General features: G+C 71.6%; 27 protein-coding genes, 1 tRNA gene and 1 pseudogene. 10 read left to right on the plus strand and 19 right to left on the minus strand.

What is annotated here, in order from left to right; genetic code table 11:
- Positions 1 to 25 precede the first annotated feature (25 nt).
- A complete protein-coding gene (locus tag BLQ43_RS11520; RefSeq protein ID WP_090020993.1) occupies positions 26 to 796 on the minus strand; it encodes a class I SAM-dependent methyltransferase in 771 nt (256 codons plus the stop codon).
- A gap of 177 nt (positions 797 to 973) precedes the next feature.
- On the opposite strand from BLQ43_RS11520, the gene gloB reads away from it, so the two are divergent.
- The 8 genes from gloB (at position 974) to BLQ43_RS11560 (ending at position 6,875) form a co-directional block, all read left to right on the plus strand.
- The gene (gloB, locus tag BLQ43_RS11525) at positions 974 to 1,744 is read left to right on the plus strand and encodes a hydroxyacylglutathione hydrolase (RefSeq protein ID WP_090020995.1); all 771 of its coding nucleotides are present in this window, start codon (positions 974 to 976) and stop codon (positions 1,742 to 1,744) included.
- A gap of 40 nt (positions 1,745 to 1,784) precedes the next feature.
- Entirely contained in the window at positions 1,785 to 2,396 is a 612-nt protein-coding gene (locus BLQ43_RS11530) for a glutathione S-transferase (protein WP_090020997.1), read from the plus strand.
- Between the two features lie 4 nt (positions 2,397 to 2,400).
- Positions 2,401 to 2,826 (plus strand): cupin domain-containing protein, encoded by a 426-nt coding sequence (locus tag BLQ43_RS11535; protein ID WP_090020999.1) that lies wholly within the window; start codon positions 2,401 to 2,403, stop codon positions 2,824 to 2,826.
- On the plus strand, positions 2,823 to 3,500 hold the full coding sequence (locus BLQ43_RS11540; protein ID WP_090021001.1) for an HAD family hydrolase: 678 nt from the start codon (positions 2,823 to 2,825) through the stop codon (positions 3,498 to 3,500). Before BLQ43_RS11535 ends, BLQ43_RS11540 begins: the two co-directional genes overlap by 4 nt.
- Positions 3,501 to 3,516: 16 nt before the next feature.
- Entirely contained in the window at positions 3,517 to 4,194 is a 678-nt protein-coding gene (locus tag BLQ43_RS11545) for a pyrimidine 5'-nucleotidase (protein ID WP_090021003.1), read from the plus strand.
- A 73-nt stretch (positions 4,195 to 4,267) separates the two neighbouring features.
- Positions 4,268 to 5,122: a 2,3,4,5-tetrahydropyridine-2,6-dicarboxylate N-succinyltransferase gene (gene dapD, locus BLQ43_RS11550; RefSeq protein ID WP_090021006.1), complete on the plus strand. Its 855-nt coding sequence runs from the start codon at positions 4,268 to 4,270 to the stop codon at positions 5,120 to 5,122.
- An 11-nt stretch (positions 5,123 to 5,133) separates the two neighbouring features.
- Entirely contained in the window at positions 5,134 to 6,294 is a 1,161-nt protein-coding gene (gene dapE, locus BLQ43_RS11555) for a succinyl-diaminopimelate desuccinylase (RefSeq protein ID WP_090021010.1), read from the plus strand.
- Positions 6,294 to 6,875 (plus strand): hypothetical protein, encoded by a 582-nt coding sequence (locus BLQ43_RS11560; protein WP_090021012.1) that lies wholly within the window; start codon positions 6,294 to 6,296, stop codon positions 6,873 to 6,875. Before dapE ends, BLQ43_RS11560 begins: the two co-directional genes overlap by 1 nt.
- Positions 6,876 to 7,104: 229 nt before the next feature.
- Here BLQ43_RS11560 and BLQ43_RS11565 read toward each other — a convergent pair whose 3' ends face one another.
- The 18 genes and pseudogenes from BLQ43_RS11565 to rplU all read right to left on the minus strand — a co-directional run.
- Entirely contained in the window at positions 7,105 to 9,042 is a 1,938-nt protein-coding gene (locus tag BLQ43_RS11565; protein WP_090021014.1) for an acyl CoA:acetate/3-ketoacid CoA transferase, read from the minus strand.
- Positions 9,043 to 9,166: 124 nt separating this feature from the next.
- The gene (gene truA, locus BLQ43_RS11570; protein ID WP_090021016.1) at positions 9,167 to 9,913 is read right to left on the minus strand and encodes a tRNA pseudouridine(38-40) synthase TruA; all 747 of its coding nucleotides are present in this window, start codon (positions 9,911 to 9,913) and stop codon (positions 9,167 to 9,169) included.
- Complete coding sequence (gene fmt / locus BLQ43_RS11575; protein WP_090021019.1) at positions 9,910 to 10,839, minus strand: methionyl-tRNA formyltransferase; 930 nt, start codon at positions 10,837 to 10,839, stop codon at positions 9,910 to 9,912. The genes truA and fmt overlap by 4 nt, the downstream gene beginning before the upstream one ends.
- 204 nt (positions 10,840 to 11,043) lie before the next feature.
- Positions 11,044 to 11,589: a peptide deformylase gene (def, locus tag BLQ43_RS11580; RefSeq protein ID WP_090021021.1), complete on the minus strand. Its 546-nt coding sequence runs from the start codon at positions 11,587 to 11,589 to the stop codon at positions 11,044 to 11,046.
- A 105-nt stretch (positions 11,590 to 11,694) separates the two neighbouring features.
- Positions 11,695 to 12,219, minus strand: coding sequence for an RNA pyrophosphohydrolase (locus BLQ43_RS11585; RefSeq protein ID WP_090021023.1), 525 nt, complete (start codon positions 12,217 to 12,219; stop codon positions 11,695 to 11,697).
- Between the two features lie 54 nt (positions 12,220 to 12,273).
- On the minus strand, positions 12,274 to 13,494 hold the full coding sequence (locus BLQ43_RS11590) for a divergent polysaccharide deacetylase family protein (protein ID WP_176758652.1): 1,221 nt from the start codon (positions 13,492 to 13,494) through the stop codon (positions 12,274 to 12,276).
- 158 nt (positions 13,495 to 13,652) lie between these two features.
- Positions 13,653 to 15,008 (minus strand): S41 family peptidase, encoded by a 1,356-nt coding sequence (locus tag BLQ43_RS11595; RefSeq protein WP_218119195.1) that lies wholly within the window; start codon positions 15,006 to 15,008, stop codon positions 13,653 to 13,655.
- On the minus strand, positions 15,008 to 16,366 hold the full coding sequence (locus tag BLQ43_RS11600) for a murein hydrolase activator EnvC family protein (RefSeq protein ID WP_176758653.1): 1,359 nt from the start codon (positions 16,364 to 16,366) through the stop codon (positions 15,008 to 15,010). The genes BLQ43_RS11595 and BLQ43_RS11600 overlap by 1 nt, the downstream gene beginning before the upstream one ends.
- 19 nt (positions 16,367 to 16,385) lie before the next feature.
- Entirely contained in the window at positions 16,386 to 17,975 is a 1,590-nt protein-coding gene (gpmI, locus tag BLQ43_RS11605) for a 2,3-bisphosphoglycerate-independent phosphoglycerate mutase (RefSeq protein ID WP_090021029.1), read from the minus strand.
- 35 nt (positions 17,976 to 18,010) lie between these two features.
- On the minus strand, positions 18,011 to 18,463 hold the full coding sequence (gene rlmH, locus BLQ43_RS11610; RefSeq protein ID WP_090021032.1) for a 23S rRNA (pseudouridine(1915)-N(3))-methyltransferase RlmH: 453 nt from the start codon (positions 18,461 to 18,463) through the stop codon (positions 18,011 to 18,013).
- 45 nt (positions 18,464 to 18,508) lie between these two features.
- The gene (gene rsfS / locus BLQ43_RS11615; RefSeq protein ID WP_090021034.1) at positions 18,509 to 18,859 is read right to left on the minus strand and encodes a ribosome silencing factor; all 351 of its coding nucleotides are present in this window, start codon (positions 18,857 to 18,859) and stop codon (positions 18,509 to 18,511) included.
- A 168-nt stretch (positions 18,860 to 19,027) separates the two neighbouring features.
- Complete coding sequence (locus tag BLQ43_RS11620) at positions 19,028 to 19,804, minus strand: nicotinate-nucleotide adenylyltransferase (protein ID WP_342670369.1); 777 nt, start codon at positions 19,802 to 19,804, stop codon at positions 19,028 to 19,030.
- A 69-nt stretch (positions 19,805 to 19,873) separates the two neighbouring features.
- Complete coding sequence (locus tag BLQ43_RS11625) at positions 19,874 to 20,920, minus strand: GGDEF domain-containing protein (RefSeq protein ID WP_090021037.1); 1,047 nt, start codon at positions 20,918 to 20,920, stop codon at positions 19,874 to 19,876.
- Between the two features lie 147 nt (positions 20,921 to 21,067).
- Entirely contained in the window at positions 21,068 to 22,348 is a 1,281-nt protein-coding gene (locus BLQ43_RS11630; RefSeq protein ID WP_090021040.1) for a glutamate-5-semialdehyde dehydrogenase, read from the minus strand.
- Entirely contained in the window at positions 22,345 to 23,559 is a 1,215-nt protein-coding gene (gene proB / locus BLQ43_RS11635; RefSeq protein ID WP_090021042.1) for a glutamate 5-kinase, read from the minus strand. Before proB ends, BLQ43_RS11630 begins: the two co-directional genes overlap by 4 nt.
- Positions 23,547 to 24,569 carry a GTPase ObgE gene (obgE, locus tag BLQ43_RS11640; RefSeq protein WP_090021044.1) on the minus strand — a complete coding sequence of 341 codons (1,023 nt, stop codon included), beginning with the start codon at positions 24,567 to 24,569 and terminating at the stop codon, positions 23,547 to 23,549. The genes proB and obgE overlap by 13 nt, the downstream gene beginning before the upstream one ends.
- 111 nt (positions 24,570 to 24,680) lie before the next feature.
- A complete protein-coding gene (gene rpmA / locus BLQ43_RS11645) occupies positions 24,681 to 24,938 on the minus strand; it encodes a 50S ribosomal protein L27 (RefSeq protein WP_090021047.1) in 258 nt (85 codons plus the stop codon).
- A 207-nt stretch (positions 24,939 to 25,145) separates the two neighbouring features.
- A pseudogene (gene rplU / locus BLQ43_RS11650) lies at positions 25,146 to 25,454 on the minus strand (50S ribosomal protein L21); the annotation flags it as partial.
- A 391-nt stretch (positions 25,455 to 25,845) separates the two neighbouring features.
- Between rplU and BLQ43_RS11655 the strand changes: the two are divergent.
- Together BLQ43_RS11655 and BLQ43_RS11660 are read left to right on the plus strand one after the other, a co-directional pair.
- Positions 25,846 to 25,936, plus strand: a tRNA-Ser gene (locus tag BLQ43_RS11655).
- A gap of 157 nt (positions 25,937 to 26,093) precedes the next feature.
- Positions 26,094 to 26,519 (plus strand): GNAT family N-acetyltransferase, encoded by a 426-nt coding sequence (locus tag BLQ43_RS11660; RefSeq protein ID WP_176758654.1) that lies wholly within the window; start codon positions 26,094 to 26,096, stop codon positions 26,517 to 26,519.
- The last annotated feature ends 212 nt before the right edge of the window (positions 26,520 to 26,731 follow it).

Below are 26,731 nucleotides of genomic sequence, written 5' to 3' on the forward strand. Positions count from 1 at the left end.
GGCATCACCGACGCTGTTGCTGCGTTCACGCGTCGTTGGCGTGCCAGTGCCGGCGTGCGGCGGCCGGCGGGGGCGTCACGCGCGGCATGGGGACGACGACCCGGCTCCGCGCCGGTTCGGCCGTCCGCTGCGGCCGGTTCACGGCGTAGAGCTGCTTGCCCGCTTCCAGCATGAGCACGCCGCCGAAGTGCGGCATCCAGCGCTGGCCCAGGCGTTCGAACGCGGGCGCGGCGCCCAGCAGCGTGCGCGAGCGCGTCGGCGGCACGAAGAGGGCCCGGCGCGTCTGGATCGGCATGAACATGGCCTCGCGCAGCACGCCCGCGAGCTGGCTTGCGGAATAGGGCTTGCCCTGGCCGAAGGGCGTGCTGTCGAAGCGCGACCACAGCCCGCGCCGGTTGGGCACGATCACCACCACGCGCCCGTCGCCCATGAGCACGCGCCACACCTCGCGCAGCATCTCGCGCAAGTTTTCGGTGCTTTCCAGGGAGTGCGCCAGCACCACGCGGTCGACGGAGAAGTCGGTCAGCGGCAGCGCACTCTCGTCCACCAGGGCCGTGCGGTTCGCCCCGACCTCGGGCCAGCCGAGCACCCCCTGCTGCGCCGGCATGAAGCTGAGCACGCGCTCGGCCTCGTCCTCGAAGGGCGCCAGGAAGGGCGTGGTGTAGCCCAGGCCGAGCACGCGCTGGCCGCGCAGGTCGGGCCAGGCGCGGCGCAGCTCGCGGCGCACGATGCGCCGGGCGACGCGCCCCGTCCGGGTGGCGTAGAAGTCGCGCAGATCGACGACGTCGGCGAACATGCCTCGACGTATCCCATGAAAACCGGGTGCTGGGCGCGCCCGGGCGCGCGGGCCTTTTGTCGCGATGGCGGGCAGTTTACCGTGCGTCCGCGCCGCGGTGCAACGCGCGCCGGGCGCGAGATCAGCCGCGCCCATGCGGCGTTTCGTCGGTCGGCAACCATCGAGGAGGATGCCGGGATGGCCGAGCTTCAGGTCGTGCTCGTTCCCGCCCTGTCGGACAACTACATCTATCTGGCCCACGAGCCATCCACGGGCGAGACGGCGGTGGTCGACCCCGCCGAGGCCGAGCCCGTGCTGCGCGCCGCGCGCGATCGCGGCTGGACCATCACCCACATCCTCAACACCCACCACCACGGCGACCACACCGCCGGCAACCGCGAGGTGCAGGACGCCACGGGCGCGCCCATCGTCGGCCCCAAGGCGGATCAGGGCCGCATCCCCGGCATCACCGTGGCGCTGGACGAGGGCGACACCTATTCGGTGGGCGAGGCCGAGGCGAAGGTGATCTTCACGCCCGGCCACACCAGCGGCCACGTCAGCTTCTGGTTCCACACCGCCGACGCGCTCTTCGCCGGGGACACGCTGTTCGCGCTTGGCTGCGGCCGGCTGTTCGAGGGCGACGCCAAGCAGATGTGGACCTCGCTGCAGAAGCTGCGCGAGCTGCCGGATGCCACGCGCCTCTTCTGCGGCCACGAGTACACGCGCACCAACGCGCGCTGCGCGGTGACGGTCGATCCCGACAACGCCGAACTGAAGCGCCGCGCCGACGAGATCGAAAAGCTGCGCGAGCGCGGCGAGCCGACGATCCCGTCCACGCTGGGCGCGGAGAAGGCGACCAACCCCTTCCTGCGCGCCGACGCGCCGGAGATCGGGCAGGCGCTGGGCATGCCGGGCGCCGATCCCGTCGAGGTCTTCGCCGCCGTGCGCGAGCGCCGCAACCGTTTCTGAACCGCTCGGGAACGGGCCACGACAAACACGGAGAGCCGCGATGCTGCTGCGCTATTCGCCCACCTCGCCCTACGTGCGCAAGGTGACGGTCGCCGCCGAGGAGATCGGGTTGGCCGACCATCTGACCTGGCAGCACACCAACCCGTGGGTGCCCGAAAGCGACATCGGCACCCACAACCCGCTGGGCAAGATTCCCGCGCTGGTCCTCGACAGCGGGGAAACGCTCTACGAGTCGGACCTGATCTGCGAGTACCTGGACAGCCTGCACGCGGGCGAGAAGCTGTTTCCGCCCGAAGGCGAGCGGCGCTGGCGTGCGCTCAAGCTGCACGCGCTGGCCGACGGCATGCTCGACTCCGCCGTGCACCGCATCGTGGAGAACAACAAGCGTCCCGCCGAGCTGTACTGGGCGGACTGGGACGCCTATCAGCAGCGCAAGATCGACCGCGGCCTGGACGCGCTGGAAGCCGACCCGGACCGCCTGGAGGAACGCCTGACCATCGGCCAGATCGCCGTCGCCTGCGCCCTGGGCTTCCTCGACTTCCGCTTCCCCAGCGTCGCTTGGCGCGAGACGCGCCCCCATCTGGCGGCCTGGTACGACGCCTTCGCCAAGCGGCCGTCGATGCAGAAGACCGTGCCGCAGCAGCCGTCGTAACGCCGTGGACGCCGCCACCGTCATCGCCCGCCTGGGCCTGACGCCCCATCCCGAGGGCGGGGCCTACCGCGAGACCTTCCGCGAGCCCGATCCGGCCGGCGGGCGCGACCGCACCAGCGCGATCTACTACCTGCTGGCGGCGGGCGAGGTGTCGCACTGGCACCGCGTGGACGCCAGCGAGGTCTGGCACCACTACACGGGCGATCCGCTGGCGCTCGCGATCTCGCCGGACGGCGTGACGGTCGAGCGCATCGTGCTGGGCAGCGATCTGGCGGCGGGGCACCGGCCACAGGCCGTGGTCCCGGCGTGGGCGTGGCAATCGGCGGAAACGCGGGGCGCCTGGACGCTCGCGGGCGCGACCGTGACGCCCGCCTTCACCTTCGACGGCTTCGAGCTGGCGCCCGCCGACTGGGCGCCCGGGGTGTCATGAGCGCCCGCCCGCAGGCCGTCACGCTCGCCCTGCACGGCGCGCTGCTCGACCGCGACAGCGGGGTGGCGGCGGCGCTCGCGCCCTGGGCGGAGCGGCACGGCGTCGAGGCCGATGTGGGGCCGCTGGTGGCCGCCTTCCACCGCCACGAGCCGCGCCGCCTGCGCGAGAACCCCGAGCTGCGCTACCCGGACGTCCTCGAACTGGTATTCGCGGATCTCGCGCGGGATTTCGGCGTCACGCCCACGGGCGCGGAGGCGGCGGCGTTCGGTGAGTCCGTGGGCGACTGGCCGCTCTTCGCCGAGAGCGCCGAGGCGTTGGGCGCGCTTCAGCGCCACGTCCACGTGGCCCTGGTCGCCAACATCGACCGCGCCACCTTCACGTCCGTCGCCGGGCGGCTGGGCGGGCAGCCCGACGTGCTCGTGACGGCGGAGGATGCGGGCGCCTACAAGCCCGAGCGCGCGCCCTTCGAGATGGCGCTGGACTGGCTGAGCGAGATCGGCGTGGGCTTCGACGCCGTGCTGCACACGGGCGAGGCGCGCGACGCCGACATCGCGCCGGCGCGGGCCATGGGGCTGCGCACCTGCCGCATCGACCGCGCGGACGAGGGGGCGGGCGAGGCGGACTGGCGGGTGGGCTCGCTCAACGAGCTGGTGGCGGCGATCCGTCAGATGTGATGGGAGGACGGCCGCGGTGGCGGGCGAAGCGGCGAGTGTACCCGTCTGGGTGTTCGACCTGGACAACACCCTCTATCCCGCGTCCTCGCGCCTGTTCGATCAGGTCGACGCGCGCATGGGCGCGTTCGTGCAGGACGCGCTCGGCATCGCCGACCGCGACGAAGCGCGCCGCATCCAGAAGCAGTACCTGCGCGAGCACGGCACCACGCTGCGCGGGCTGATGGACCGCCACGGCGTCGATCCCGACGCCTTCATGGCCTACGTCCACGACATCGACCTCTCGCCGCTGGCCCCCGACCCGGCCCTGGACGCGGCGCTGAGCGCGCTCGCCGGGCGCAAGCTCATCTTCACCAACGGCCCCGAGGCCCACGCCAGTGCCGTGCTGCACCGCCTGGGCATCGCGCGCCACTTCGAGGCCCTGGTCGACTTCGCCGCCACCGGCCACCGGCCCAAGCCCGACCGCCGCGCCTACACCGCGCTCATCGAGCGCCACGGCGTTGCCCCCGAGCGTGCGGTCTTCCTCGACGACATGCCACGCAACCTCGCCCCCGCCGCCGAGCTGGGCATGACCACGGTGTGGGTGGAAAACGACAGCCGGTGGGCGCGCCTCGACCACACGGGCGAGGAGCCCTTCATCCACCACCGCACGCGCGACCTTGTCGGCTGGTTGCAGCGCCGCACACGGGCCGCTTGACGCCCTTCCGGGGCGTGCGCACAGTCCCGCCGCTCAACCGGGCGGCAGCGGGACACGGGGGCCGAAAATCGCCATGACGCAGCAGGATTTGCAGCAGACCATCGACGAGGCGTTCGAGCAGCGCGACTCCATCACGCCCGAGACAGGCGGCGCCGTGCGCGAGGCGGTGGAGACCGCGCTCAACGGGCTGGACGCCGGGACCTACCGCGTGGCGGAAAAGGTCGACGGCGAGTGGACCGTCAACCAGTGGCTGAAGAAGGCGGTGCTGCTGTCCTTCCGCCTCTACCCGAACGCCACGATCGGCGGCGGCCCGCGCGGCGATCAGTTCGGCGAGGGCACCTGGTTCGACAAGGTGCCGTCCAAGTTCGCGGGCTGGACCGACGCGGACTTCCAGCAGGCCGGCTTCCGCGCCGTGCCCGGTTGCTGGGTGCGCCGGTCCGCGCACATCGCGCCCAAGGTCGTGCTCATGCCCAGCTTCGTGAACGTGGGCGCGCACGTGGACGCGGGCACGATGGTAGACACCTGGGCCACGGTCGGCTCCTGCGCCCAGGTGGGCAAGAACGTGCACCTCTCCGGCGGCGCCGGCATCGGCGGCGTGCTGGAGCCGTTGCAGGCCAATCCCGTGGTCATCGAGGACAACGTCTTCGTCGGCGCGCGCGCCGAGGTGGCCGAGGGCGTCATCGTCGAGGAGGGCGCCGTGCTGGCGATGGGCGTCTACCTGGGCGCCTCCACGCCCATCGTGGACCGCCAGACGGGCGAGGTGACGCGCGGGCGCGTCCCGGCCTATTCCGTGATCGTGCCGGGCACGCTGCCGGGCAAGCCGCTGCCCGACGGCAGCCCCGGCCCGAGCACCTACTGCTGCGTTATCGTCAAGCGCGTGGACGAGAAGACGCGGCAGAAGGTCTCCATCAACGAGCTGCTGCGGTAAGGGAACCCGTCATGGCCGCCGTCACCGCCCCGGACCCGGTGGAGCTGGCCCAGCGCCTGATCCGCTGCCCGAGCGTCACCCCGGCGGAGGGCGGCGCGCTCGACGAGCTGGAGACGGTGCTCGGCGGCCTGGGCTTCCGCTGCACGCGCCTCACCTTCACCGAGCCGGGCACGGCGGACGTCGCCAACCTCTACGCCCGCATCGGCACCGGCTCGCCGCACATCGCCTTCGCCGGCCACACCGACGTCGTGCCCGTGGGCGACACGGCGGCCTGGTCCGTCGACCCCTTCGGCGGCCAGCGGGTTGGGGACGAGGTGATCGGCCGCGGCGCGGTGGACATGAAGGGCGCCATCGCCGCCTTCGTCGCCGCTGTCGGCCGCTTGCTGGAAGAGCGCGGCGGCGATCCGGGCGGCAGCATCAGCTTCCTCATCACCGGCGACGAGGAAGGCCCCTCCATCAACGGCACGCGCAAGCTGCTGGAGTGGATGCAGGCCGAGGGCGAACAGCCGGAGATGTGCGTCGTCGGCGAGCCCACGAGCGAGGCGGCGCTGGGCGACACCATCAAGGTCGGCCGGCGCGGCAGCCTGACGGCGCGGCTGACGGTGCACGGCACCCAGGGCCACACGGCCTATCCGCACAAGGCGGACAACCCCGTCCACCACCTCACCCGCGCGCTGCGGCGGCTGATCGACGAGCCCATCGACGACGGCAGCAGCCACTTCGAGCCGTCTCAGCTTCAGATCACCAGCGTCGACGTGGGCAACCCGGCCCACAACGTGATCCCGGCTTCGGCGACGGCGACGCTCAACGTGCGCTTCAACGACCGCCACACCAGCGACCACGTGCTGGGCTGGATTCGCGCGCGAGTCCACGCCGAAACCACCAACTTCGAGCTGACCCCGCGCATTTCCGGGGAATCCTTCCTCTCGCCGCCGGGCGCGCTGACGGACGCCCTCGCCGCGGCGGTGCAGGAGGTGACCGGGCGCACGCCCGCGCTCGGCACGGGCGGCGGCACCTCGGACGCGCGCTTCATCAAGGACCTCTGCCCCGTGGCGGAGCTGGGCCTGCGCAACGCCACGGCCCACCAGGTCGACGAGCGCACGACGACGCAGGAGCTGCGCGAGCTGTGCGCCATCGACCACGCCGCCCTGCGCCGGTTGCTCGCGCCCTGATGGTGCCGGACCTGCCGGCCATCGTCCGCGCGCTCGCGGGGGCGGCGCGGCTCGCCCGCTTCGACCCCGACGGGCTGATGTATTTCGACGATGACGCGCGCGCCGTCGTGCAGTCCTTCTTCGCCGCCGTGCTCGTGGCACCCGGTTACGCGATCCTTGTGGTGCAGCACCTGGGCCGCGTGGACGTGACCGCGGGCCCGCTCAGCGCCGGGCTGGTGGAGTTCTTCGGCTACGTCATCTCGTGGACGGCGTTTCCCGTGGCCGTGCTCGAATTGTCCCGCCTGATGGAGCGCGGCGAGCGCTGGTTCGGCTTCGTCGTGGCGCTGAACTGGTCGAAGGTGCTGCAGATGGCCCTGTACTTGCCGGCCGCGCTGCTGGCGGGCGCCGCCGCCGGGGAGAGCGGCCCCGGCGCCGCCTCGCTGCTGACCTTCCTGGCCCTGATGGCGATCCTGGCCTACCAGTGGTTCGTCACCCGCAGCGCCCTCAACATCACCGGCGTCCAGGCCGCCGGCCTGACCGGCATCGACGTCGTCCTCGGCCTCATGATCACCGGCCTGACGGACGGCGCGATTTCCGGCTGAGGTTCATACGGGCGGCCATAGCGGTGTATCGACTCCGGTCCATGGCCTCATTCTGTCTTTGCGCGCCCTTGGCGCGCGAGCGAGCTGTCCTCCTGAAAGGAGGACAGGCGCTTTCAGCGCCTCGCACGCTTCAGCGTGCAAAGGACCGACCCGCCGCTTCCGCAAAACTCCACGGACATGAAGCAGCTCAAATCCCCCACGCGGAATGCTATTTCCATGTCCGCCGGTATCAGCCCCCGTCCGCCCCGTTTTCCAGGTGCTTCCGCGCTTCTTCGGGGGTTTCGAAGATGTGCGGGGCGACGTGGCGGGTGAGCGCGGTGCCCAGCTTCAGGCGCAGGAAGGCGCTGGTGGTGTAGCGCGAGACGCCCAGGTAGTAATTCTCTTCCATGTGCCGGACCATCTCGGCGTAGCTGTCCAGCAGGTCGGGCGGGATCTGGACGTTGTCGTAGTTGACGATCACCCAGACGCGCTTGCCGATCGCCTCGCACCGCGCGGCCACGGCGTCGCGGATCTCGGCGATGTCCTGCTCGCTGCGCACCTGCATGCCCTCGAAGTTGAGGAAGAGGATATTGCGCCCCTCGTCGTAGCTGATGCGCTCGTTGAGGTTCAGGGACAGCAGGATGTCCTTCAGGCCCATGGTCTCGTCCGCGAAGATGCGCGGGTCCATCGTCTTGGGCGCGCGCACGATGGGCGTGAAGTCCATCTTCGCCAGGATGTCGCGCTCGATGTCGATGCCGGGCGCGACCTCCACCAACTCAAGCCCATCGGGCGTGAGCGCGAAGACGCAGCGCTCGGTGACGTAGCGCACGGGCTGGCCCTGGTTCACGGCGTGGTCGCCGGAGAAGGTGACCTGCTCCACGGCCGCGTTGAACTTGCGCGCCTTGCCCTCGTTGACGATGCGCAGCTTGCCGTCCTCGACCGCGACCTCCAGCCCGCCGGCGGTGAAGGTGCCGGCGAAGATCAGCCGCCGCGCGTTCTGCGAGATGTTGATGAAGCCGCCCGCGCCCGCGAGCTTGGCGCCGAAGCGCGAGACGTTGACGTTGCCGTGGGCGTCCGCCTGCGCCATCCCCAGGCAGGCGAGGTCCAGCCCGCCGCCGTCGTAGAAGTCGAACTGCTGGTTCTGGTCGATCAGCGCATCGGTGTTCCGGGCGGCGCCGAAGTCCAGGCCGCTGGCGGGCAGGCCGCCCACCACGCCCGGTTCGGCCGTGAGCGTGATGTAGTCCAGCACGCGCTCCTCGTTGGCCACGCGCGCCACGCCCTCGGGCATGCCGATGCCCAGGTTCACCACGCCGTTGGGCGGCAGCTCGAAGGCGCAGCGCCGCGCCACCAGCTTGCGCGCGGTGAGCGGCATGGGCTCGCCGTCGTCCAGCGGCTCGGCGATCTCGTGCGCGAAGCCGGGGGAGTAGGGCGTGGCGTAGGTCTGGTGGTGGTTCTCCGGGTCGGCCACCACCACGCAGTCCACCAGCACACCGGGGATCTGCACCTGCCGCGGGTGCAGCGTGCCCGGCTTGGCGATGCGTTCCACCTGCACCACCACGAAGCCGTTGGAATTGCGCGCCGCCATCGCCATGGCGAGGTTGTCCAGCGTCAGCGCCTCGCGCTCCATCGTGATGTTGCCGGCGGGGTCGGCCGTGGTGCCGCGCAGGAAGGCCACGGTGATGGGGAAGCCCTCGTAGAACAGCCAGGGCTCGCCGCCGATCTCCTGGCGGTGGACGATGTCGCGTGTGGTGAGCGCGTTCAGCCGGCCGCCCTCGCGTTCGGGATCGACGAAGGTGTTCACGCCGACCTTGGAGAGCGTGCCCGGCTTGCCCGCCGCGATGTCGCGGTAGAGGTGGGAAATCACGCCCTGGGGCAGGTTGTAGGCCTCGATGCGCTCGGCAAGCGCCAGCTCCGCCACGTGCGGGATCAGGCCCCAGTGGCCGCCGATGACGCGCTTGAGCAGGCCGTCGCGGGCCAAGCGGTTCAGCCCGCGCTCCTTGCCGTCGCCCTGGCCGGCGGCGAAGACGAGCGAGAGGTCGCGCGGGTGGCCGTCGTCCGCGTGGCGCTGCGCCAGCGCCGCCAGCAGCTCGTCCGGCGTGCCGATGCCGACGAAGCCCGACGTGGCGACGGTGTCCCCGTCCCCGACGATGGCGACCGCTTCCTGGGCCGAGACGATCTTGTGCTTCATGGCCGTCGTGCTCCCGGCGAACGTGACGCTTGGCCGCGACCGCTCCGCCGGCCGCGAGGCCTCCCCGCCGGGATCGTGCCGCGATTGTCGGGCGCTGGGAAACCCCTGCCGCGCACCTCGCGCGTCAGGTTCCGTCGTAGGCCACGTGCGTCAGGTACAGGCCCTCGGGTGGCGCCGTGGGGCCGGCGGCCGAGCGGGCGCGCGCGTTCAGGGCGCGGGCGACGTCCTCGGGCGTGAACTTGCCCTGGCCGACGAATTGCAGTGTGCCCGCGATGATGCGCATCTGGTTGTGCAGGAAGGAAAGCGCGCGCGCGGTGATGTGGATCTCGTCGCCGTCGCGCGCGACGGCCAGGTGGTCCAGCGTCTTCACCGGGGAGTCCGCCTGGCACTCGCTGGCGCGGAAGGACGTGAAATCGTGCCGCCCGACGAGATGCCGGGCGCCTGCCTGCATGGCGTCGGCGTCGAGCGCCATGGGCACCCACCACACGCGCCCGCGGTCCAGGGCCGGCGGCGCGCGGCGGTTCAGGATGCGGTAGAGGTAGCCGCGCTCCGTGGCGGAAAAGCGGGCGTGGAAATCGTCGCTCACGGCCTCGGCGCCGACCACGGCGACGCCGCGCGGGCGCAGGAAGTGGTTGAGCGCGTCGCGCACGCGGCCCGTCGGCACGGTCTTTTCGATGTCGACGTGCGCCACTTGGCCGAGCGCGTGCACACCCGAGTCCGTGCGGCCGGCGGCGACGACCGTCGGCGTCTCGCCGGAAAAAGCGTAGACGGCCTCTTCCACGGCCTGCTGCACGCCCACGCCGGTGGCCTGGCGCTGCCAGCCGACGAAGCCGGCGCCGTCGTATTCCAGCACCAGCTTGAAGCGGGTCATTGCAGCCGGGCGCCGTGCTCCAGCGCGTAGCCGCGAAGGAAGGCCGCGGTGTCCATGGGGCTCTTGCCGCTGCGCTGGACGCGGATCAGGCGCAGCGAGCCCAGGCCGCAGGACACCAGGAAGGTCGTCTCGTCCAGCACCTTGCCGACCGGCGTGCCCGAGGGCGGGCCGGGCGCAACCTCGGCGCGCAGCACCTTGAGCGTCTCGCCGTCGGGCAGCGTGGTGGTCGCGCCGGGCTTGGGCGCCAGCGCGCGGATCAGGCGCTCCAGCTCGATCGCGGGGCGGCGCCAGTCCAGCTTGCGGTCGGCCTTGGTCAGCTTGGGCGCGGTCAGCGCCCAGGTATCGTCCTGCGGCTGCGGCGTGACCTCGCCCGCATCCAGCGCGGTCAGCGCCTTCGGCATCAGGCGCGCGCCCACCTCCGCCAGGCTGTCGTGCAGCTCCCCGGCGTTGGTGTCGGCGGCGATGGCGACGCGCTCCTGCATGACGATGGGGCCGGTGTCGAGCCCGCTGTCCATCTTCATCACGGTGACGCCGGTTTCGTCGTCGCCGGCCAGGATGGCGCGTTGGATCGGGGCCGCGCCGCGCCAGCGCGGCAGCAGCGAGGCGTGCACGTTCAGGCAGCCCAGGCGCGGCGCTTCCAGCATGGCCGCGGGGAAGATCAGGCCGTAGGCCACGACCACCGCGGCGTCCGGGTTCAGCTCCGCGAAGCGCTGCTGCACCGCCTCGTCGTCCAGGCGCTCGGGCGTTTCCACGGCGATGCCGTGCCGCTCGGCTTCCGCCTGCACGGGGGTCGGCTGTTCCGTGTAGCCGCGCCCGGCCTTGCGCGGCGGCTGGGTGTAGACGCACGCGACCTCGTGCCCCGCCTCGACCAGGGCGCGCAGCGTCGGGACGGCGAAGTCCGGGGTGCCGAAAAACGCGAGCCGCATTGTGGCGCTTCGTCCTTGAGTTCGTGTTCAGGGAACCGACCGGAAACCGTGCTCTGGCAGCCTCTCTCTTCGGGGTGCGAGCAGTTTCCGCGCCTGCGGCGCGGGAGCCGGTGGCTGTCCACGCACGAGCAAGCAGAATCACGCCGGGACGCCACGGCGGCGTGGGCGTCCGAAAAAGCTGATTCTGCTTTACGGCGATCTGCTCTAGGCCGCCGTCTCTTTCGCGCGGTTCTTGCGGCTCTTGCCGCCTTTGTACTGCTTGGCGAGCTTGCGCAGGATCATGTTCTTCTTCAGCGAACTCAGGTAGTCGATGAAGAGCACGCCGTTGAGATGGTCGATCTCGTGCTGGAGCACCGTGGCGAGGAAGCCCTCGGCCTCGACGGTCTGTTCGGCGCCGTTTTCGTCCAGATAGCGGATCGTCGCCTGGCGGGGGCGGGTGATCTCGGCGTAGACCTCGGGCAGGGAGAGGCAGCCCTCCTCCTGCGTCTCGGTCTCCTCGCCGGTCCACACCACCTCGGGGTTGACCATGCGGTAGGGCTGGGGCTCTTCCCCTTCGCGCGAGGCGTCGGCGACCAGCACGCGCTTGTTCACGCCCACCTGCGGCGCGGCCAGGCCCACGCCGGGTGCGGCGTACATCGTCTCCAGCATGTCGTCCATGAGCCGGCGCAGCTCGTCGTCGACCTGCGTCACGGGCTCGCTGCGCTTTTTCAGGCGCTGGTCCGGCGCCACGAGGATGGGAAGTTCGGCCATTACGGTCCCCGGCGAACACTCGCGTGCACGCGACCGGCGCGGAACCGGCCGCTGGACGGTCAGGTATGGGGCGCGGCCGCCGCGGTCAAGCGGCGGCCGCGCCGCTTACGTGCTCTCGTGCTGCAATTCCGCCACGACGGGGCGGAATTCCGCGATCACCTTGTCGTAGACGTCGCGCTTGAAGGGCACGATCAACTCCGGCAGTTCCGACAGATCGGCCCAGCGCCACGCCTGGAATTCCTGGTGGTGGCGCGTCAGGTCGATTTCGTCGTCACTGCCCAGGAAGCGCAGGAGGAACCAGCGTTGGCTCTGCCCCCGGTACTTGCCGCCCCACACCTTGGGGATCAGCCACGGCGGCAGGTCGTAGCTGTGCCAGTGCTGACTTTCCGCCAGGATCTCGGCGTTGGCGGTGCCGATCTCCTCCTCCAGCTCGCGCATCGCGGCGTCCGCGGGGGTTTCACCGGGGTCGATGCCGCCCTGGGGCATCTGCCAGGCGCCGCCGCGCACGTCCACGCGCTGCGCGATGAAGACCTGTCCCTTCTTGTTGAGCAGCATCAGCCCGACGCACGGGCGGTAGGGTAGCTGTTCGATCTCTTCCGGGGACGGCTGTTGCGCCCGTTGTTTGCTCATCCGGCCTCCGGCTGCAACGGGGCGCGCCGGGACACAGCCGGATCCCGCCGGGCCTCAGCGCAGCCGCGCGGCCTGCTCCGCAGCCGGCTGCGCCAGCGCCGCCGAGACGGGAACCAACGCGATCCCGCGCGCCTTCAGGGTCTGACTCCAGCGCGTGAGCGCATCCAGCGTCATCGGATACGCGTTCACGAGCACCAACGCCAGTCCGGAGTCCTGCGCAATGCGTTCGGCGGCCGCAAGCCAGCTGTCCACCACGGCGCGGCTGATCGGCCGGCGGTCGAGGATGGCATCCGCGGACAGGTGCGGGAGCTCGATCTCGCCGGCCACCTCGGCCGTCACGTCGCTGCGCGAGCGCCCGTTGGCGACGTAGATCAGCCCGCGCTTCTTCAGGTCCCGCAAGATGGGCGCGACGGCCTGCCGCCGCTCCACGAACGCGGAGCCCCACCGCGCGACCGCGCCCACGAGCGAATCGCCCGCGCCCAGGACATTTTCCAACCGTTCGAGGTTGCGCGCCGGGTCCGCCTTCAGCTTCAGCGCCATGCCGCCGGGGTCGGGCACGGGAAAGCCCTTGGGCTGCATGGGCAGGTCCATCAGCAGTTCGTGCCCGGCTTCCCGCGCACGCTGCATCCAGGCGTCCAGTTGGCTGCCGTAGGGCGAGAAGGACAGCGACACCGCGCCCGGCAGCTCCGCGATGGCGCGCTTGGTGACGGCGCGCTTCAGACCCAGCCCCCGCACGACGACGGCAATGCGGTCGAAGCCCGCCGGCACGCCGGCCGCGTCGCGGGCGTGCCGCCGCCACGCCTCGTCGCTGGCCGGCTGCTGGGGGGTGTTTTGTCCGGCCTGCTCGGGGATGGCCGGCGGTTCGGTTCCGGCAACCTCGGTGGGAACGGCGGGCGCCTGCGGCGTTGGCGTCCGTGCGGCGTCGCCGCTTTGCGATCCCGTGTCCGCCGGCACCCCGACCTCCGGTGCGGCCGGGGAGTCGACCGTGGTATCGCGGAGCGGGCGGAGCGGTACCCCCCCCTCCGGGGTCAGTGGCCGGCTGGCGGTCGTGTCGCTCCCACTGGTGCTGCCGCCGCCGTCCGGCTCCGCGACGGGCGGCAGGCTCGTCGAGTAGGCGGTGCGCTCGCCCAGCCGGTCGGGCGTCCCCGAAACCACGGCGTACCCCACCGCCAGCCCGAGGACGGCCGCCAGCGCCATCCACGCCCCGACGAGCGCCCGCGAGGGACCGCGGGGCTCGGGGTCGTCGTCGAACTCGGGCCCGTACGGCGGGGTCACGGCGCGCCCCGTCCGGCCGGCCATAGAGCAGATCGCCGTAAAGCGGGATCAGGGGTCTGATCCCGCTTGCTCGTGCGTGAATCTGCTCGCACTTGAAAAATGGGCGCCTTCCCGAGGTTTCCAGTTCGCTCCGCGACCAAGACTTCACGCACGATGCTCTAGTTCTGCAGGACGCGGGACTGGAAGAGCGTCAGCCCGCGCAAGAGGTCCACGGCCCGGGACAGTTGGTAGTCCTCCTGCAGCCGGGCGGCCTTCTGCGCCGCCTTCTCTTCGGCGTCCTCGGCCTCGGCCGAACCGGCACCCTCGCCATTGTCGTTGGCGGCGCCGTCGCCGTTTTCACCGTCGCCGTTCTGGCCGTTCTCCAGCGCCCCGCGCAGGTCGGCCTCGCGGCGGCGTTCGCCGTTCTCGATCGGCTTCACCTCGGCCTGGCGCACCTTGAGGTCGGGGTGGATACCGTCGGCCTGGATGGAGCGCCCGGAGGGCGTGTAGTAGCGCGCGGTTGTCAGGCGGATGGCGCCGTGGCCGGGCAGGGGCATGATGGTCTGCACCGAGCCCTTGCCGAAGCTGCGCGTGCCGAGCACGAGCGCGCGGCCGTGGTCCTTCAGCGCGCCGGCGACGATCTCGGAGGCGGAGGCCGAGCCGCCGTTGATCAGCACCACCAGCGGCGCGCCGTTGGTCATGTCGCCGGCGTCGGCGTTGTAGCGCTTGTTGTCCTCGTTGTCCCGGCCGCGGGTGGAGACGATCTCGCCCGCGTCGAGGAAGGTGTCGGACACCGAGATCGCCTGTTCCAGCAGGCCGCCGGGGTTGTTGCGCAGGTCGAGGACGTAGCCCTTGAGGTCGTCGCCGAGGTCCTCGGAGATCGATTCGATCTTGGATTCCAAGCCGGGCTGCGTTTGCTCGTTGAAGGTGGTCACGCGCACGTAGCCGACGTTGCCGAAGGTCTCCGAACGCACGGACTCGATTTCGATGACGTCGCGGGTGATCGTGACCTCGAAGGGCTCCTTATCGCCGCGGCGCACGGTGAGCGTGATGTCCGTGCCCTTCTTGCCGCGCATCTGCTCCACGGCCTCGGCCAGCGTCATGCCCATCACGGGGTTGCCGTCGATCCCCACGATCAGGTCGCCGGCGCGGATGCCCGCTTTGGCCGCTGGCGTCTCGTCGATGGGGGAGACGACCTTCACCAGGCCGTTCTCCATCGTGACCTCGATGCCGAGCCCGCCGAACTCGCCCTCCGTCTGGACCTTCATGTCCTGAAAATCGTCCTTGTCCAGATAGCTGGAGTGCGGATCGAGCGAGCTGAGCATGCCGCGGATGGCCGATTCCACCAGCTTCTGGTCGGACACCTTTTCGACGTAGTTGGCGCGCACGCGCTCGAAGACGTCGCCGAACAGCTTGAGCTGCCGGTAGGTGTCGCCGTTCTCGCTGGTCTGGCCGCCGTCGTCCTGCGCCAGCGCCGCGGGGGACACGGCGAGCATCGCCGCCGTCAGCAGCGCCGCCCCTGCCTTGTTGAACATCAGCCTCGCACCTTGTTGCCGCGCCGCGCCAGCCACGGCGCCGGGTCGATCGGCTGACCCGCGCGGCGCAATTCCACGTACAGCTCGGGCGGTTGGCCGGAGGGATCACCCATGACCCCGACGGGCTCGCCCGCGAGCACCCACTGCCCGACGATGGCGTCGATCCGCCCCAGCCCGGCGAGGAGCGAATGGTACCGATCGCCGTGTTGTATAATCAAGATGCGCCCGTAGGTCTTAAAGGGGCCCGCATAGACCACCTTGCCGTCGTAGGGTGCGACCACGCGCGCCCTCGGGCGGGTGGCGATCATCATGCCCTGATCGCCCGTCGTCGTCCCGCGCCGCTCGACGGTCTCGCCGTAGCTGGCGACGACCTCGCCGCGCGCCGGCATCCGCAGGCTGTTCTCGCTGTCCGGGAAGGCGCGGATGTCGGCGGGCCGGGTGAGCGCGGCCGTGCGCGTTTCCTGCGGCGTCGCGTCGCGACGCCCGTTGCCGGGCCCGGTGTCCGTCGCGCCGTCCGCCACGGCTTGCCCGCTCTGCGATCCACCGGTTTCCCCCTCGGGCGGGGCGGGCTTGCGGCCGGGCACGGGCACGTCCGTGGCGCGGACGGCTTGGCGCGCCGCGCGTTGGCGGTCGAGCGCCGTCATGAGCGCGCGCATGTCGTCGGCCTCGCGGGCCAGCCGCTCGGCGTCCCGCCGCGCTTCCCGCGAGGCGGTGCGCGTGCGCTTGACCAGGCGCTTCTTGCGCGCCATGAGCGCTGTCAGCTCTTCGCGCTTCGCCGAAAGATCCGTGCGCGTGTTCCGCAGCCGCGTGCGCTCCTGGTTGATGCGCTTGCGAACTGTTTCGAGTCGCTGGAGGTCCTGGCGCACGGCCGCCGCGCGCTTTTCGATCTCGGGCACGGCCGTGTCCAGCAGGCTCGCGGCGCGCGCCACGTCGATGGGCGACTCGGGGCTGACCGCCAGCGCGGCCGGCGGCTGCATGGCGATGCGTTCCAGCGCCTGGAGCGTGCCCACGAGCTGCTCGCGCCGCGCGTCCAGCTGCTCGCGCAGTGTCTCGCGCCGCCTCCGCAACTCGTCCAGGCGGGACTCCGTCGCGCTCAGCCGGGTTTCCAGGGTCTGCGTCTTGCGGGCGAGCTCGACGGAGCGCTCCTTGAGCGCCTGCAGCTCCTTCGCCAGCGCCTCGGCCTTCTCGGCGAGGTCGCGGGCGCGCTCGCGGTCCTTCTCGGCGCGCTTTTCGATCTTTTCCAGGGACGTCCCAGTATCCGCGCTGCTTTCCTGCGCGTTCGCGGGCAGCGCCCCGGCAGCCGTCAGCAGGGCCGCCGCGAGCCAACCGGCCGCGGTGAGCACGACCGCCCGCCGCATCACCGCCGCGGGCCGGCCGTCATCCCGACGCCCGCAGCGCCGGTTCGGCGTCCGGGCCTTCGGCATCGGCGGCGCTGGGCAGCAGGGACCGGCCCGTCATGGCTTCCGGCTGCGGCAGCCCCATCAGGGCCAGCAGCGTCGGCGCCACGTCGGCCAGCCGCCCGTCGCGCAGCTGGTCCACGCCGGCCGGGCCGCCGCTCAGCACCACGGGCACGGGGAAGGTCGTGTGGGCGGTGTGCGGCTGTCCCGTCTCGGGGTTGCGCATGCGGTCGGCGTTGCCGTGGTCGGCGGTGACGAGCAGCGCGCCGCCGGCCATGGTCACGGCCTCCGACAGCCGGCCCAGGCAGGCGTCCACGGTTTCCACGGCACGAATGGCCGCATCCATGTCGCCGGTGTGGCCCACCATGTCGCCGTTGGCGTAGTTGACCACGATGAGGTCGTAGGTGCCGTCGCCGACGGCTCGGGTCAGGCGGTCGGTGACCTCCACCGCCGCCATCTCCGGCTTGTGGTCGTAGGTGGGCACGTCCGGCGAGGGCACGAGCACGCGGTCCTCGCCCGCGAACGGCGTCTCGCGGCCGCCGTTGAAGAAGAAGGTGACGTGGGCGTACTTCTCCGTCTCCGCCACGCGCAGCTGGCGCAGCCCGTGCCCGGCCACGACCTCGCCCAGCGTCGCCTCGGGCTGCTGCGGCGGGAAGATCGCCGGCAGCACGGGCGCGAGATCGTCCGTATAGGTGACCATCCCGGCCTGCGCGGCGAAATCCACGGTGCGCGCGCGCTCGAAGCCTTCGAAGTCCGGCAGCAGCAGGGCGCGCAGGATTTGGCGCACGCGGTCGGCGCGGAAGTTGGCCATGATCAGGCCGTCGCCGTCGGCCATGCCCGCGTAGCCGCCGATCGCCGTGGGCGGGACGAACTCGTCGCCGGTGCCGTTGGCGTGGGCGGTGGCCACGGCGGTCGCCGCGTCCGGCGCGTGCTCGCCGCGTGCGTCCACCATAACGTCGTGCGCGCGCTTGACGCGGTCCCAGCGCTTGTCGCGGTCCATGGCGTAGTAGCGCCCGCTGACCGTGGCGATGTCCGCGTTGGGTGCCGCCGCCACGAAGTCGCGCAGGTGGTCCGGCGCGGCGCGCGGCGGGGTGTCGCGGCCGTCGGTGAAGGCGTGCACCTTCACCGGGATGCCAGCGGCGTGCAGCGCGTTCGCCAGCGCCGCCATGTGGTCCTGGTGGGCGTGCACGCCGCCGGGCGAGAGCAGGCCCATGAGGTGCGCGGTGCCGCCCGTCTCGCGCAGGCGCGCGATCAGCGCGCGCAGCGCTTCCGCCTCGGCCAGCGAGCCGTCGGCCACGGCGGCGTCGATGCGCGGTAGCTCCTGCAGCACCACGCGCCCGGCGCCCAGGTTCATGTGGCCGACCTCGGAGTTGCCCATCTGCCCGGCGGGCAGGCCGACATCGGCGCCGTGCGTGGTCAGCGTGGCGTGCGGGTTGTGCTGCCACAGCCGGTCCATGACCGGCGTTTCGGCCTGGGCCACGGCGTTGTCGCTCGCGTCGGGGTTGAGCGCCCAGCCGTCGAGGATGCAGAGCACGACGGGACGGGGCCGGTTGCTTGGCGCCATGGTCATCGCACCGGTCGGGTCATGGGATCAGCGGGGCGTGCTCATCGATGGTACGGGTGGCCGCTCAGGATCGCCGCGGCCCGGTAAAGCTGCTCGGCGAGCATAACGCGCGCAAGCATGTGGGGCCATGTCTGTGCGCCGAACGAAAGGCGCAGATCGGCGCGCGATCGGACTGCCTCGCTCAGACCGTCGGCACCGCCGATGGCGAAAGCGACGTCCACGCCCGTGTCCCGCCAGCCGCTCAGCCGCTCGGCGAACTGCGGGCTCGTCAGTTCGCGCCCGCCGGGGTCGAGCACGACCACCACCGCATCGGGCGAGAGCGCCGCGAGGAGCCGCTCACCCTCGCGCTCGCGCAGCTGCTCGGCCGGGAGACTGCGGCGCTCAACGACCTCCTTCTCCAGCACCGCCCAGGGCAGGCGGGCCAGGTAGGAGTCGACCAATTCGCGCTCGGGCCCCCGCTTCAGCCGCCCGACGGCCGCCAGCGTGATGCGCATGCCGCAACCGGACCTTTTCGCACCGCGGGCCGCCGGGACGGCGCGTCAGTGCGCCGCGGGTTCCCCGTCCGTCACGACGGCTTCGCCCCACATCTTCTCCAGGTTGTAGAAGTCGCGAACCTCGGGCTGGAAGATGTGGACGATCACGTCGCCGCCGTCGATCAGGACCCAGTCGGCCTGGTTCATGCCCTCGGGGCGCACGGTGCCGTGGCCGGCGTCCTTCAGGCGGTCGCACAGATGGGTGGCCATCGCGCTGACCTGGCGGCCGGAGCGGCCGCTGGCCACGACCATGTGGTCGGCCATGGCGGTCTTGCCCGCCAGATCGATCACGACGATGTCCTGACCCTTGTCGTCTTCCAGCGACCGGGTCACGAGGTCCAGCAAGGGATCGTCCATTGCCGGACGGGGGCCGGCGTCCGTGGCCGGCTCGATGCGCTGAACGTCGTGTATGGCTCCTGCCTCCTCGCGGTCGTTAACATCCCTCACGGCCGCAGCACGCACCCGCCGCGGCACCGGGGCGGGCCACGGTCAACAACACCCAGTCGGCCATCTCGGCCGCATGCGTCAGGAAGGGGTCTGTGCGCACCGTCGCGGCCATGAGCGGACGGTTTCAGCCTCTCGCTGTCGGGCCCGGATCGCCGTCGCGGACCGTGGATCCTGCGGCTGGTGCAGGAAAACCCAAGCCGGCGGCGGCGTCTCCGCCAGGCGGGCGGCCGTGCGTTCGGGCAGCCGGACCCGCCGGAAGCGGTGCGCGGCTTTCGCGGACCGCACAGTCTGAGAATAGTGCGGACGATTGAACACAGCAACCGGGACCCGTTCGAAAATGCGCTCCCAGTGCGCCCAGCGGTCGATCTGGAAAAGATTATCGGCGCCCATCAGCCACACGAAGCGCACGCCCGGCATCCGCCGGGTCACGGCATTGAGCGTGTCCAGGGTGTAGAGCGTGCCCAGCGCGTCTTCCAGGGTCGTGACCCGGATGCGCGGGTGGTCGCCGACCACGCGCTGGGCGCTGGCGACGCGCGCCGCCAGCGGCGCCATGCCGGCCTTGGGCTTGAGCGGGTTCTGCGGCGAGACCAGCCACCACACCGCGTCCAGCTCCAGGCGGCGCAGCGCTTCTTCCGAGATGGTGCGGTGCCCGCCGTGGGCCGGGTTGAAGGAGCCGCCGAGCAGGCCGATGCGCTGCCCCCGGCTGGGCAGCGCGCCGCCGAGCGCGGCACCCAGGCGGCGGGTGGTGGCGGGTTTGCGGCTGAGCGAACTGGGGCCCGCGGCGGTCCAGGCGCTGCGCGGCCGGTCGGGCGGTGTCGGCTGGTGCGGGGACGATGCGGACGTGGGCGCGGGCACCGGCGGCTCCTGGCGGTAACGGACCGGAATGAACGCATGCCCGGCGAACGCGGGGCTGTCAAACCGGGGTCAGGCGCCGGCCACGCTGCCGTCCTCCGCCACCACGCAGTTGCGCCCCCGGTGCTTGGCGGCGTAGAGCGCGTCGTCGACGCGGCGCACGAGCTGGTCCAGCGGCTCGCCGTAGCGGTATTCGGCCACCCCGGCGGAGAGCGTGATGCGGCCGTAGCGCCGGTGCGTGGTGCGGCTGGTCAGGCTGTGCCCGGCCAGGCCGGCGCGGATGCGGTCGGCGAGCTTGCCGCCGTCGTGCAGGCGCGTTTCGGGCAGGATGAGGGCGAACTCCTCGCCGCCGAAGCGCGCGGCCGTGTCGCGGCCCTTGATCTGCTCGCGCAGGTGGCGGGCCACGAGCTTGAGCACCTCGTCGCCGACGTCGTGGCCGTACTGATCGTTGAACTGCTTGAAGTGGTCGATGTCGGCCAGCGCGATGGTCAGCCGCGTGCCGTGTTCCATCGCCGCCGCCATGGAATCGCGCAGGCGTTCGTCGAACAGCTTGCGGTTGGCGATCCCGGTCAGGCCGTCCGTAACGGCGTCCCGCCGCGTGTCCTCCAGGTCCTTGCGCAGGGATTCCACCTCGCGCGAGGATTGGTGCAGGCGCTGTTCCAGCTCCTGGTTGCGGTGGAGCAGGGCGCGCGTCTCGCGCACGATCTCGCGCACCGTCTCCTGAATGACCGAGAGGCTGCTGTCGCCCGTGAGGTGGCCGGAGAGGCTGGCGATGCGCCGGCCCGTGGCGTCGCTTTCGCGCCCGCCCTCGTCGAGCGCGCTGAGGATGCGGGAAATCGCCTGTTCCAGGCGGTGGCTGGTGTCCGCGACCTGGCTGAGCTGATCCCCGCCGCCGCCGAAGAAGCGCGCGTGGATCTCCGCATTGCGCTCCTCCGTGAAGGTGTCGCGGTTGGAGACGAGGACGTCCAGCGCCCGGCTCAGGTCGGGATGCGTGCCTGCGCAGTAGGCGTACCAGACCTGGTAGTTCTCCGGCGTCGCCGGAATGCCGAGCGCCTTCATCCGCGCCAGCGCGGTTTCGGCGATGGCGTGGGTGCCGCTGTCGCAACGCTCGCTTGACATCGCGCGCCCCGGGGCCGGCAGGCGGCGTGTGGGCACCGCCCGTGACAGCCCCGAGGGAACCGTAATCAGGGTTCACAAATCGTTAGCATGCGCGCGCGAAATGAACATCAAGCTGAAGCAGTGCACGCGACGCGTGCCGCCCGGGGCTTACGCGCGCGTCTGCCCGGTTCCGCGCACGACGTACTTGTAGCTCGTCAACTCCGTGGCGCCGATGGGCCCGCGCGGCACCGTGCGGTCGGTGGCGATGCCGATCTCCGCGCCCATGCCGAACTCGCCGCCGTCGGCGAACTGCGTGGAGGCGTTGACCATGACGATGGCGGCGTCCACGCGCTCGCAGAAGGTGCGCGCGGGCGCGTCGTCGCCGCTCAGGATGGCCTCGGTGTGGCCGGAACCGTGGGCGTTCACGTGCGCCACGGCCTCGTCCAGGGAGTCGACCGCCTTCACGCTGACGATGGGCGCCAGGTACTCGGTGTCCCAGTCCGCCTCGGTGGCCGCGGCCACGCGGCTGTCGGCGGCTTGGATGGTTGCGTCACCGCGCAGCTCGCACCCCGCCTCGGCGAGGTCGTCGAGAATGCCGGGCAGGTGGCTTGCGATGGCGTCGCGGTCGATCAGGATGGTTTCCGTGGCGCCGCAGATGCCGGGCCGGCGCATCTTGGCGTTGTGGATGACGCTGCGCGCCATCGCCGGGTCGCACGAGGCCTGGACGTAGCTGTGGTTCACGCCCTCGAGGTGGGCGAGCACGGGCATGCGGCTTTCCGTCTTCACGCGCTCCACCAGCCCGCGCCCGCCGCGCGGCACGATCAGGTCGACGTGGCTGTCCATCGTCAGCAGGACGCCCACGGCCTCGCGGTTCGTGGTGGGGACGCGCTGCACCGCGCGCTCGGGCAGCCCGGCGGCGGCCAGGCCCTCGTGCAGGCATTCCAGAATGGCGCCGGCGGAGTGGTAGCTCTCCGAGCCGCCGCGCAGGATGGCGGCGTTGCCGGCCTTGATGCACAGCCCCGCCGCGTCCGCGGTGACGTTGGGGCGGCTCTCGTAGATGATGCCGATGACGCCGATGGGCGTGCTCACCCGCGCGATGTCCAGGCCCGTCGGCACCTGCCAGCGCGCCAGCTCCGCGCCCACGGGATCGGGCAGCGCGGCGATGGTTTCCAGGCCGCTCGCCATGCCCTCGATGCGGCCGTCGGTGAGTTCCAGCCGGTCGAGCTGCGCGTCCGTCAGCCCGCGCTCGCGCCCCGTCTCCAAGTCGCGCGCGTTGGCGGCCTTGAGCGATTCGACGTTGCGGCGCAGGGCCGCGGCGGCCTGGCGCAGGGCGGTTTCCTTGGCGTCCGCGCTGGCGGTGGCGAGCCCGCGCCCGGCTGCCACGGCGGCGTCGCCCAGCTCGTGCATCTGCGCTTGCAGGTCCGTGCGCTCGGCAGCGTTCGCCGTCATCGCTCCCCTTCCTTCGCTGTATCGTCCGCCGCTTTATCGCCCAACGCTGGATCGTCCGCAGTCGTCAGCGCCAGGTCGTCGCGGTGGATCAGTTCCTCGCGGCCGCTATAGCCCAGGATGTCCGCGATCTCGGCCGACTTGCGCCCGGCGATCCGGCGCGCCGCGTCGGCCGAGTAGGCGATCAGGCCGCGGGCGAGTTCGCGCCCCTGGCGGTCTTGTACCACGACGGCGTCGCCGCGCTCGAACGTGCCGCCAACGGCCACAACCCCGGCGGGCAGCAGCGAGGTGCCGCGCCGCAGGGCCTTCTGTGCGCCGTCGTCCACGGTGATCCGACCCGCCGGGCTGAGCGAGCCGGCGATCCAGCGCTTGCGCGCCGCGCGCGGCTCCTCGGCGGCGACGAACCAGGTGCAGCGCCCGCTCTCGCGCATGTGCCGCAGCGGCCTGTCCACGTGTCCCTGGGCGATCGCCATGTGGCAGCCGGCGGTGAGCGCCACGCGCGCGGCGGCCAGCTTGGTGACCATGCCGCCGGTGGAATAGCCGCGCGGCGCCGCGCCGGCCATGCGCTCGATCTCGGGCGTGATGGCGTCCACGCGGGGGACGAAGGCGGCGTCGGGGTCGCGGCGCGGGTCGCCGGCGTAGAGGCCGTCCACGTCGGACAGCAGCACCAGCGCCTCGGCGTCGATCATCGCGGCCACGCGCGCGGCGAGGCGGTCGTTGTCGCCGAAACGTATTTCGTTGGTGGCGACGGTGTCGTTCTCGTTGATGACCGGCACCGCGCCCAGCGAGAGCAGCGTGCCCACGGTGCTGCGCGCGTTCAGGTGGCGGCGGCGCTCCTCGGTGTCGGCCAGCGTGATGAGGATCTGCGCCACCGTCAGCTCGTGGCGCGCCAGCGACTCCTGATACGCGTGGGCGAGGCGGATCTGCCCCGCTGCCGCGGCGGCCTGCTTTTCCTCCAGGCGGATGCTGTCGCGCGTCAGCCCGAGCTGCCGCCGGCCCGCCGAGATGGCGCCCGAGGACACCACGGCGACCTCGACGCCGTGGCGGCGCAGCTCGGCGATGTCGTCCACCAGCGCGTCCAGCCACGCCCGCTTGAGCGCGCCCGTCTCGGCGTCGACGAGCAGGTTGGAGCCAATCTTCACGACGACGCGCCGCAGCGCCGTAAGGTCCGGGCGCCCGGCGGCGCGGGTGGATGAGTCGCTCACGGCCGCCACTCCGAGCGCTCGGGTTCGGGGCGCGCGGCTTCCACGCTGTCCCAGACCGCCTCCAACAGCGCGTCCATGCCCGTGCCGGACACGGCGGAGACGCGGTAGACCGGGCCGGAACATGCGGCTTCCAGCGCCTGGGCCTGTTCCGCCACCAGCTCTTCGGGCAGCGAATCGATCTTGGACAGCGCCACCAGTTCCGGGATGTCGGCGAGCGGCGGGCCCTCGGCGTCCAGCTCCCGGCGCACCTGCTTGTAGGCGTCCACGACGTCGTCCTGGGTGCAGTCGACGAGGTGCAGCAGCACGGCGCAGCGCTCCACGTGGCCCAGGAAGCGATCGCCCATGCCGCGGCCTTCGTGGGCGCCCTCGATCAGGCCCGGCACGTCGGCCAGCACCAGCTGCTCGCCGTCGCGGTAGATGACGCCCAGGTGCGGGTGGACCGTGGTGAAGGGGTAGTCCGCCACCTTGGGCCGGGCGCGCGAGGCGGTCGCCAGGAAGGTGGACTTGCCCGCGTTGGGCAGGCCGACGAGGCCCGCGTCCGCGATCAGCTTCAGGCGCAGCCAGACCCACAGCTCCTCGCCCTCGCCGCCGGGCTCGGCGTGGCGCGGCGCCTGGTTGGTGGAGGACTTGAAGCGGGTGTTGCCGCGCCCGCCCGTGCCGCCGTGGGCCATGGTGACGCGCTGGCCGGGTTCAGTCAGATCGGCCAGCAGCGTTTCCTTGTCGTTCGCCAGCACCTGCGTGCCCGGCGGCACCTGGACAACCATGGTCTTGCCGGCGCGGCCCGCTTTGTTGCGGCCCTCGCCGTTCTGGCCCTTGGGCGCCTTGAAGTGCTGCTGGTAGCGGAAGTCGATCAGGGTGTTCAGGTCGTGGTCGACCTCGAACACGATGTCCGCGCCGTCGCCGCCGTCGCCACCGTCGGGGCCGCCGAACTCGACGTACTTCTCGCGCCGGAAGGAGACGCACCCGTTCCCGCCGTCGCCGGCCTTCAGGTAGATCTTGGCCTCGTCCAGGAACTTCATGGGTTCGGGACCCTTGCGGCGAGCGGTGCGCGCAACCCGCGGCGGGCGAAACGAAAAAAGGGGGAATGGCAGCCCATTCCCCCCGACCCGTCGGCCGATGGCCGGGGTGGGTTACTCTCCCGGCACCACCGAGATGTAGGTGCGCCCGCCGGCCTTCTTGTGGAACTTCACGTGACCGGGCTCGGTCGCGAAGATGGTGTAATCGCGGCCCAGGCCGACGTTCTGGCCGGGGTGCCAGCGCGTGCCGCGCTGGCGGACGATGATGTTGCCGGGCACAACGGCCTCGCCGCCGAACTTCTTCACGCCGAGGCGCTTGCCGATCGTATCGCGGCCGTTCTTGGTGCTGCCGCCAGCCTTCTTGTGCGCCATCGCTGGACCTCCTTACGCCTCGTCGTCCGCCTCGGCGCCGCCGCCGGGCAGGGTGGTGTCGAAGACGGTGTTGCGCTGGCGCGCCGTGCGCGCCTTGGCCTTGTTGCGCGCGTTCAGCCCGGCGTTCGTGGCCTCGCGCAGCTGCTGCGGGCTCTGACGCGGCGTGGGGGCGCTGGCGTCTGTCTCGGAAGCCTTGGCGCCGTCCACGGCGATGTCCGTGATGCGCAGCACGGTCTGATGCTGCCGGTGGCCGTGGGTGCGCCGGTAGCCCTGACGGCGCTTCTTCTTGAAGACCGTGATCTTGCGGCCGCGGGTCTGCTCCAGCACCTCCGCGGTCACGCGCGCGCCGTCCACCGTGGGCGCGCCGACGCGCGGGCTGCCGCCGTCCTGGCCGACCAGGAGCACCTGGTCCAGCTCGACCTCGCTGCCGGGCTCGGCGGCGAGCTTTTCCACCGTGATGACGTCGTTGCGCGCCACCTTGTACTGCTTGCCGCCCGTCTGAAGCACTGCGAACATGGCTGCCGCCGATCGTTCCTGTTGGGTTCGGTTGGTCGACCCGCCGGGCTCGGTTCGTCCCGTCGGGCCGCGTTCCTCAGCGTGTGCGATGCGTTCGGCCGACGCGCCCGGCGTCGGGCTTCGCGGGGCCGGGGCGGTCTCCATCCCGGTCCGATCGACCCGGCGGGACGGACGCACGACCCGGGCGCAGCCGCGCCGATGGCGCCGCGAACGTGGGCGCGGACGATAGCCACGGCGGCGCGCGTGTCAAGCCTGTCAGCCCGGGGCGCCCGCACGCGGCCGCCCCCGCGTCGCCGTGCGCGGCTCCGCCCCCGCACGCATCCCGGACGAGGCCCGACGCACCCTGTTGCAGGCTCGCGCGCGAGATGCTACCTCCCACGCCACTGACGCCGGAGGGGTGGCCGAGTGGTCGAAGGCGGCGGTCTCGAAAACCGCTGTAGGGCAACCCCCTACCGTGGGTTCGAATCCCACCCCCTCCGCCATCGTTTCCGGTTGTTTTCCCCGATAGCTAAATTCGTTCCCGATTGTGCGCCGTGGCGGCGGCGGCAATTTGGTGGTGGCGTGCCTTTTGATCCGCGTCGCGCCGCGCCGTGACGGGATAACCTGCGGCCTGTGAGCTTGCTGCCACGGGGCCGTTCGATGACGCATGCCGACATTCCCATTCGCTGGGCGCGGGCGGAAGAGGCCGGCGCGATCGCGCGGCTGTTCCTGATCTCCTCGGACGGGCTGGCGGCCTACATCTGGGGCCAGATGGAGATGCCCGGGCTGTCGCTGGAAGAGGTTGGCGCGGCCCGCTACGCGCGGCGGAACACGCCGTTTTCCTTCGAGAATTGCTTGGTCGCCGCAAACGCCGACGGCGTTCTGGGCATGGCCCATGCCTTCGCCATGCCGCCCCGCGAGTCCGGCGAGGTGGAGACCGATCCCGTGCTCCGGCCCTACAGCGAGCTGGAGGATGCCGGTTCGCTCTACGTCTCGGGCCTCGCCGTGTTCGAGCCGCATCGCGGCCGGGGCATCGGGCGCGCGCGGGCTTGCCCGAGGGCGAGGAGCACGTGGCGCGCGGCGTAACGGGTTCCGCCCCGGAATCCGCGGGCGTCGCAGGCGCTGAAACGGCTCGCCCTGGAAAACAAGGGCTGGTCCGCATATTTCCAGCGCTCCAGGCAAACACGGTTTCACGCACGACGTTTTAGAGCAGATCGCCGTAAAGTGGAATCAGCTCTTTCGGACGCCCACTCCGCCGTGGCCGTCCCGGCGTGATTCTGCTTGCTCGTGCGTGGACA

Source organism: Limimonas halophila, assembly GCF_900100655.1.
Classification (GTDB): Bacteria; Pseudomonadota; Alphaproteobacteria; order Kiloniellales; family Rhodovibrionaceae; genus Limimonas; species Limimonas halophila.

Bases quoted from the DNA above. Each gene is read 5' to 3' on its own strand.
- rpmA (WP_090021047.1), bottom strand. From the start codon at position 24,938: ATGGCGCACAAGAAGGCTGGCGGCAGCACCAAGAACGGCCGCGATACG.
- truA (WP_090021016.1), bottom strand. From the start codon at position 9,913: ATGACCCGCTTCAAGCTGGTGCTGGAATACGACGGCGCCGGCTTCGTC.
- rlmH (WP_090021032.1), bottom strand. From the start codon at position 18,463: ATGCGCATCACGCTGGCGGCCGTCGGGCGGCTGAAGCGGGGGCCCGAG.
- BLQ43_RS11560 (WP_090021012.1), top strand. From the start codon at position 6,294: ATGGTGCCGGACCTGCCGGCCATCGTCCGCGCGCTCGCGGGGGCGGCG.
- fmt (WP_090021019.1), bottom strand. From the start codon at position 10,839: ATGCGGCTCGCGTTTTTCGGCACCCCGGACTTCGCCGTCCCGACGCTG.
- dapD (WP_090021006.1), top strand. From the start codon at position 4,268: ATGACGCAGCAGGATTTGCAGCAGACCATCGACGAGGCGTTCGAGCAG.
- gpmI (WP_090021029.1), bottom strand. From the start codon at position 17,975: ATGACCATGGCGCCAAGCAACCGGCCCCGTCCCGTCGTGCTCTGCATC.
- BLQ43_RS11600 (WP_176758653.1), bottom strand. From the start codon at position 16,366: ATGCGGCGGGCGGTCGTGCTCACCGCGGCCGGTTGGCTCGCGGCGGCC.
- BLQ43_RS11565 (WP_090021014.1), bottom strand. From the start codon at position 9,042: ATGAAGCACAAGATCGTCTCGGCCCAGGAAGCGGTCGCCATCGTCGGG.
- rsfS (WP_090021034.1), bottom strand. From the start codon at position 18,859: ATGGACGATCCCTTGCTGGACCTCGTGACCCGGTCGCTGGAAGACGAC.
- BLQ43_RS11520 (WP_090020993.1), bottom strand. From the start codon at position 796: ATGTTCGCCGACGTCGTCGATCTGCGCGACTTCTACGCCACCCGGACG.
- BLQ43_RS11625 (WP_090021037.1), bottom strand. From the start codon at position 20,920: ATGTCAAGCGAGCGTTGCGACAGCGGCACCCACGCCATCGCCGAAACC.
- BLQ43_RS11660 (WP_176758654.1), top strand. From the start codon at position 26,094: ATGACGCATGCCGACATTCCCATTCGCTGGGCGCGGGCGGAAGAGGCC.
- gloB (WP_090020995.1), top strand. From the start codon at position 974: ATGGCCGAGCTTCAGGTCGTGCTCGTTCCCGCCCTGTCGGACAACTAC.
- obgE (WP_090021044.1), bottom strand. From the start codon at position 24,569: ATGAAGTTCCTGGACGAGGCCAAGATCTACCTGAAGGCCGGCGACGGC.
- dapE (WP_090021010.1), top strand. From the start codon at position 5,134: ATGGCCGCCGTCACCGCCCCGGACCCGGTGGAGCTGGCCCAGCGCCTG.
- def (WP_090021021.1), bottom strand. From the start codon at position 11,589: ATGGCCGAACTTCCCATCCTCGTGGCGCCGGACCAGCGCCTGAAAAAG.
- BLQ43_RS11595 (WP_218119195.1), bottom strand. From the start codon at position 15,008: ATGTTCAACAAGGCAGGGGCGGCGCTGCTGACGGCGGCGATGCTCGCC.
- BLQ43_RS11630 (WP_090021040.1), bottom strand. From the start codon at position 22,348: ATGACGGCGAACGCTGCCGAGCGCACGGACCTGCAAGCGCAGATGCAC.
- BLQ43_RS11530 (WP_090020997.1), top strand. From the start codon at position 1,785: ATGCTGCTGCGCTATTCGCCCACCTCGCCCTACGTGCGCAAGGTGACG.
- BLQ43_RS11540 (WP_090021001.1), top strand. From the start codon at position 2,823: ATGAGCGCCCGCCCGCAGGCCGTCACGCTCGCCCTGCACGGCGCGCTG.
- BLQ43_RS11585 (WP_090021023.1), bottom strand. From the start codon at position 12,219: ATGAGCAAACAACGGGCGCAACAGCCGTCCCCGGAAGAGATCGAACAG.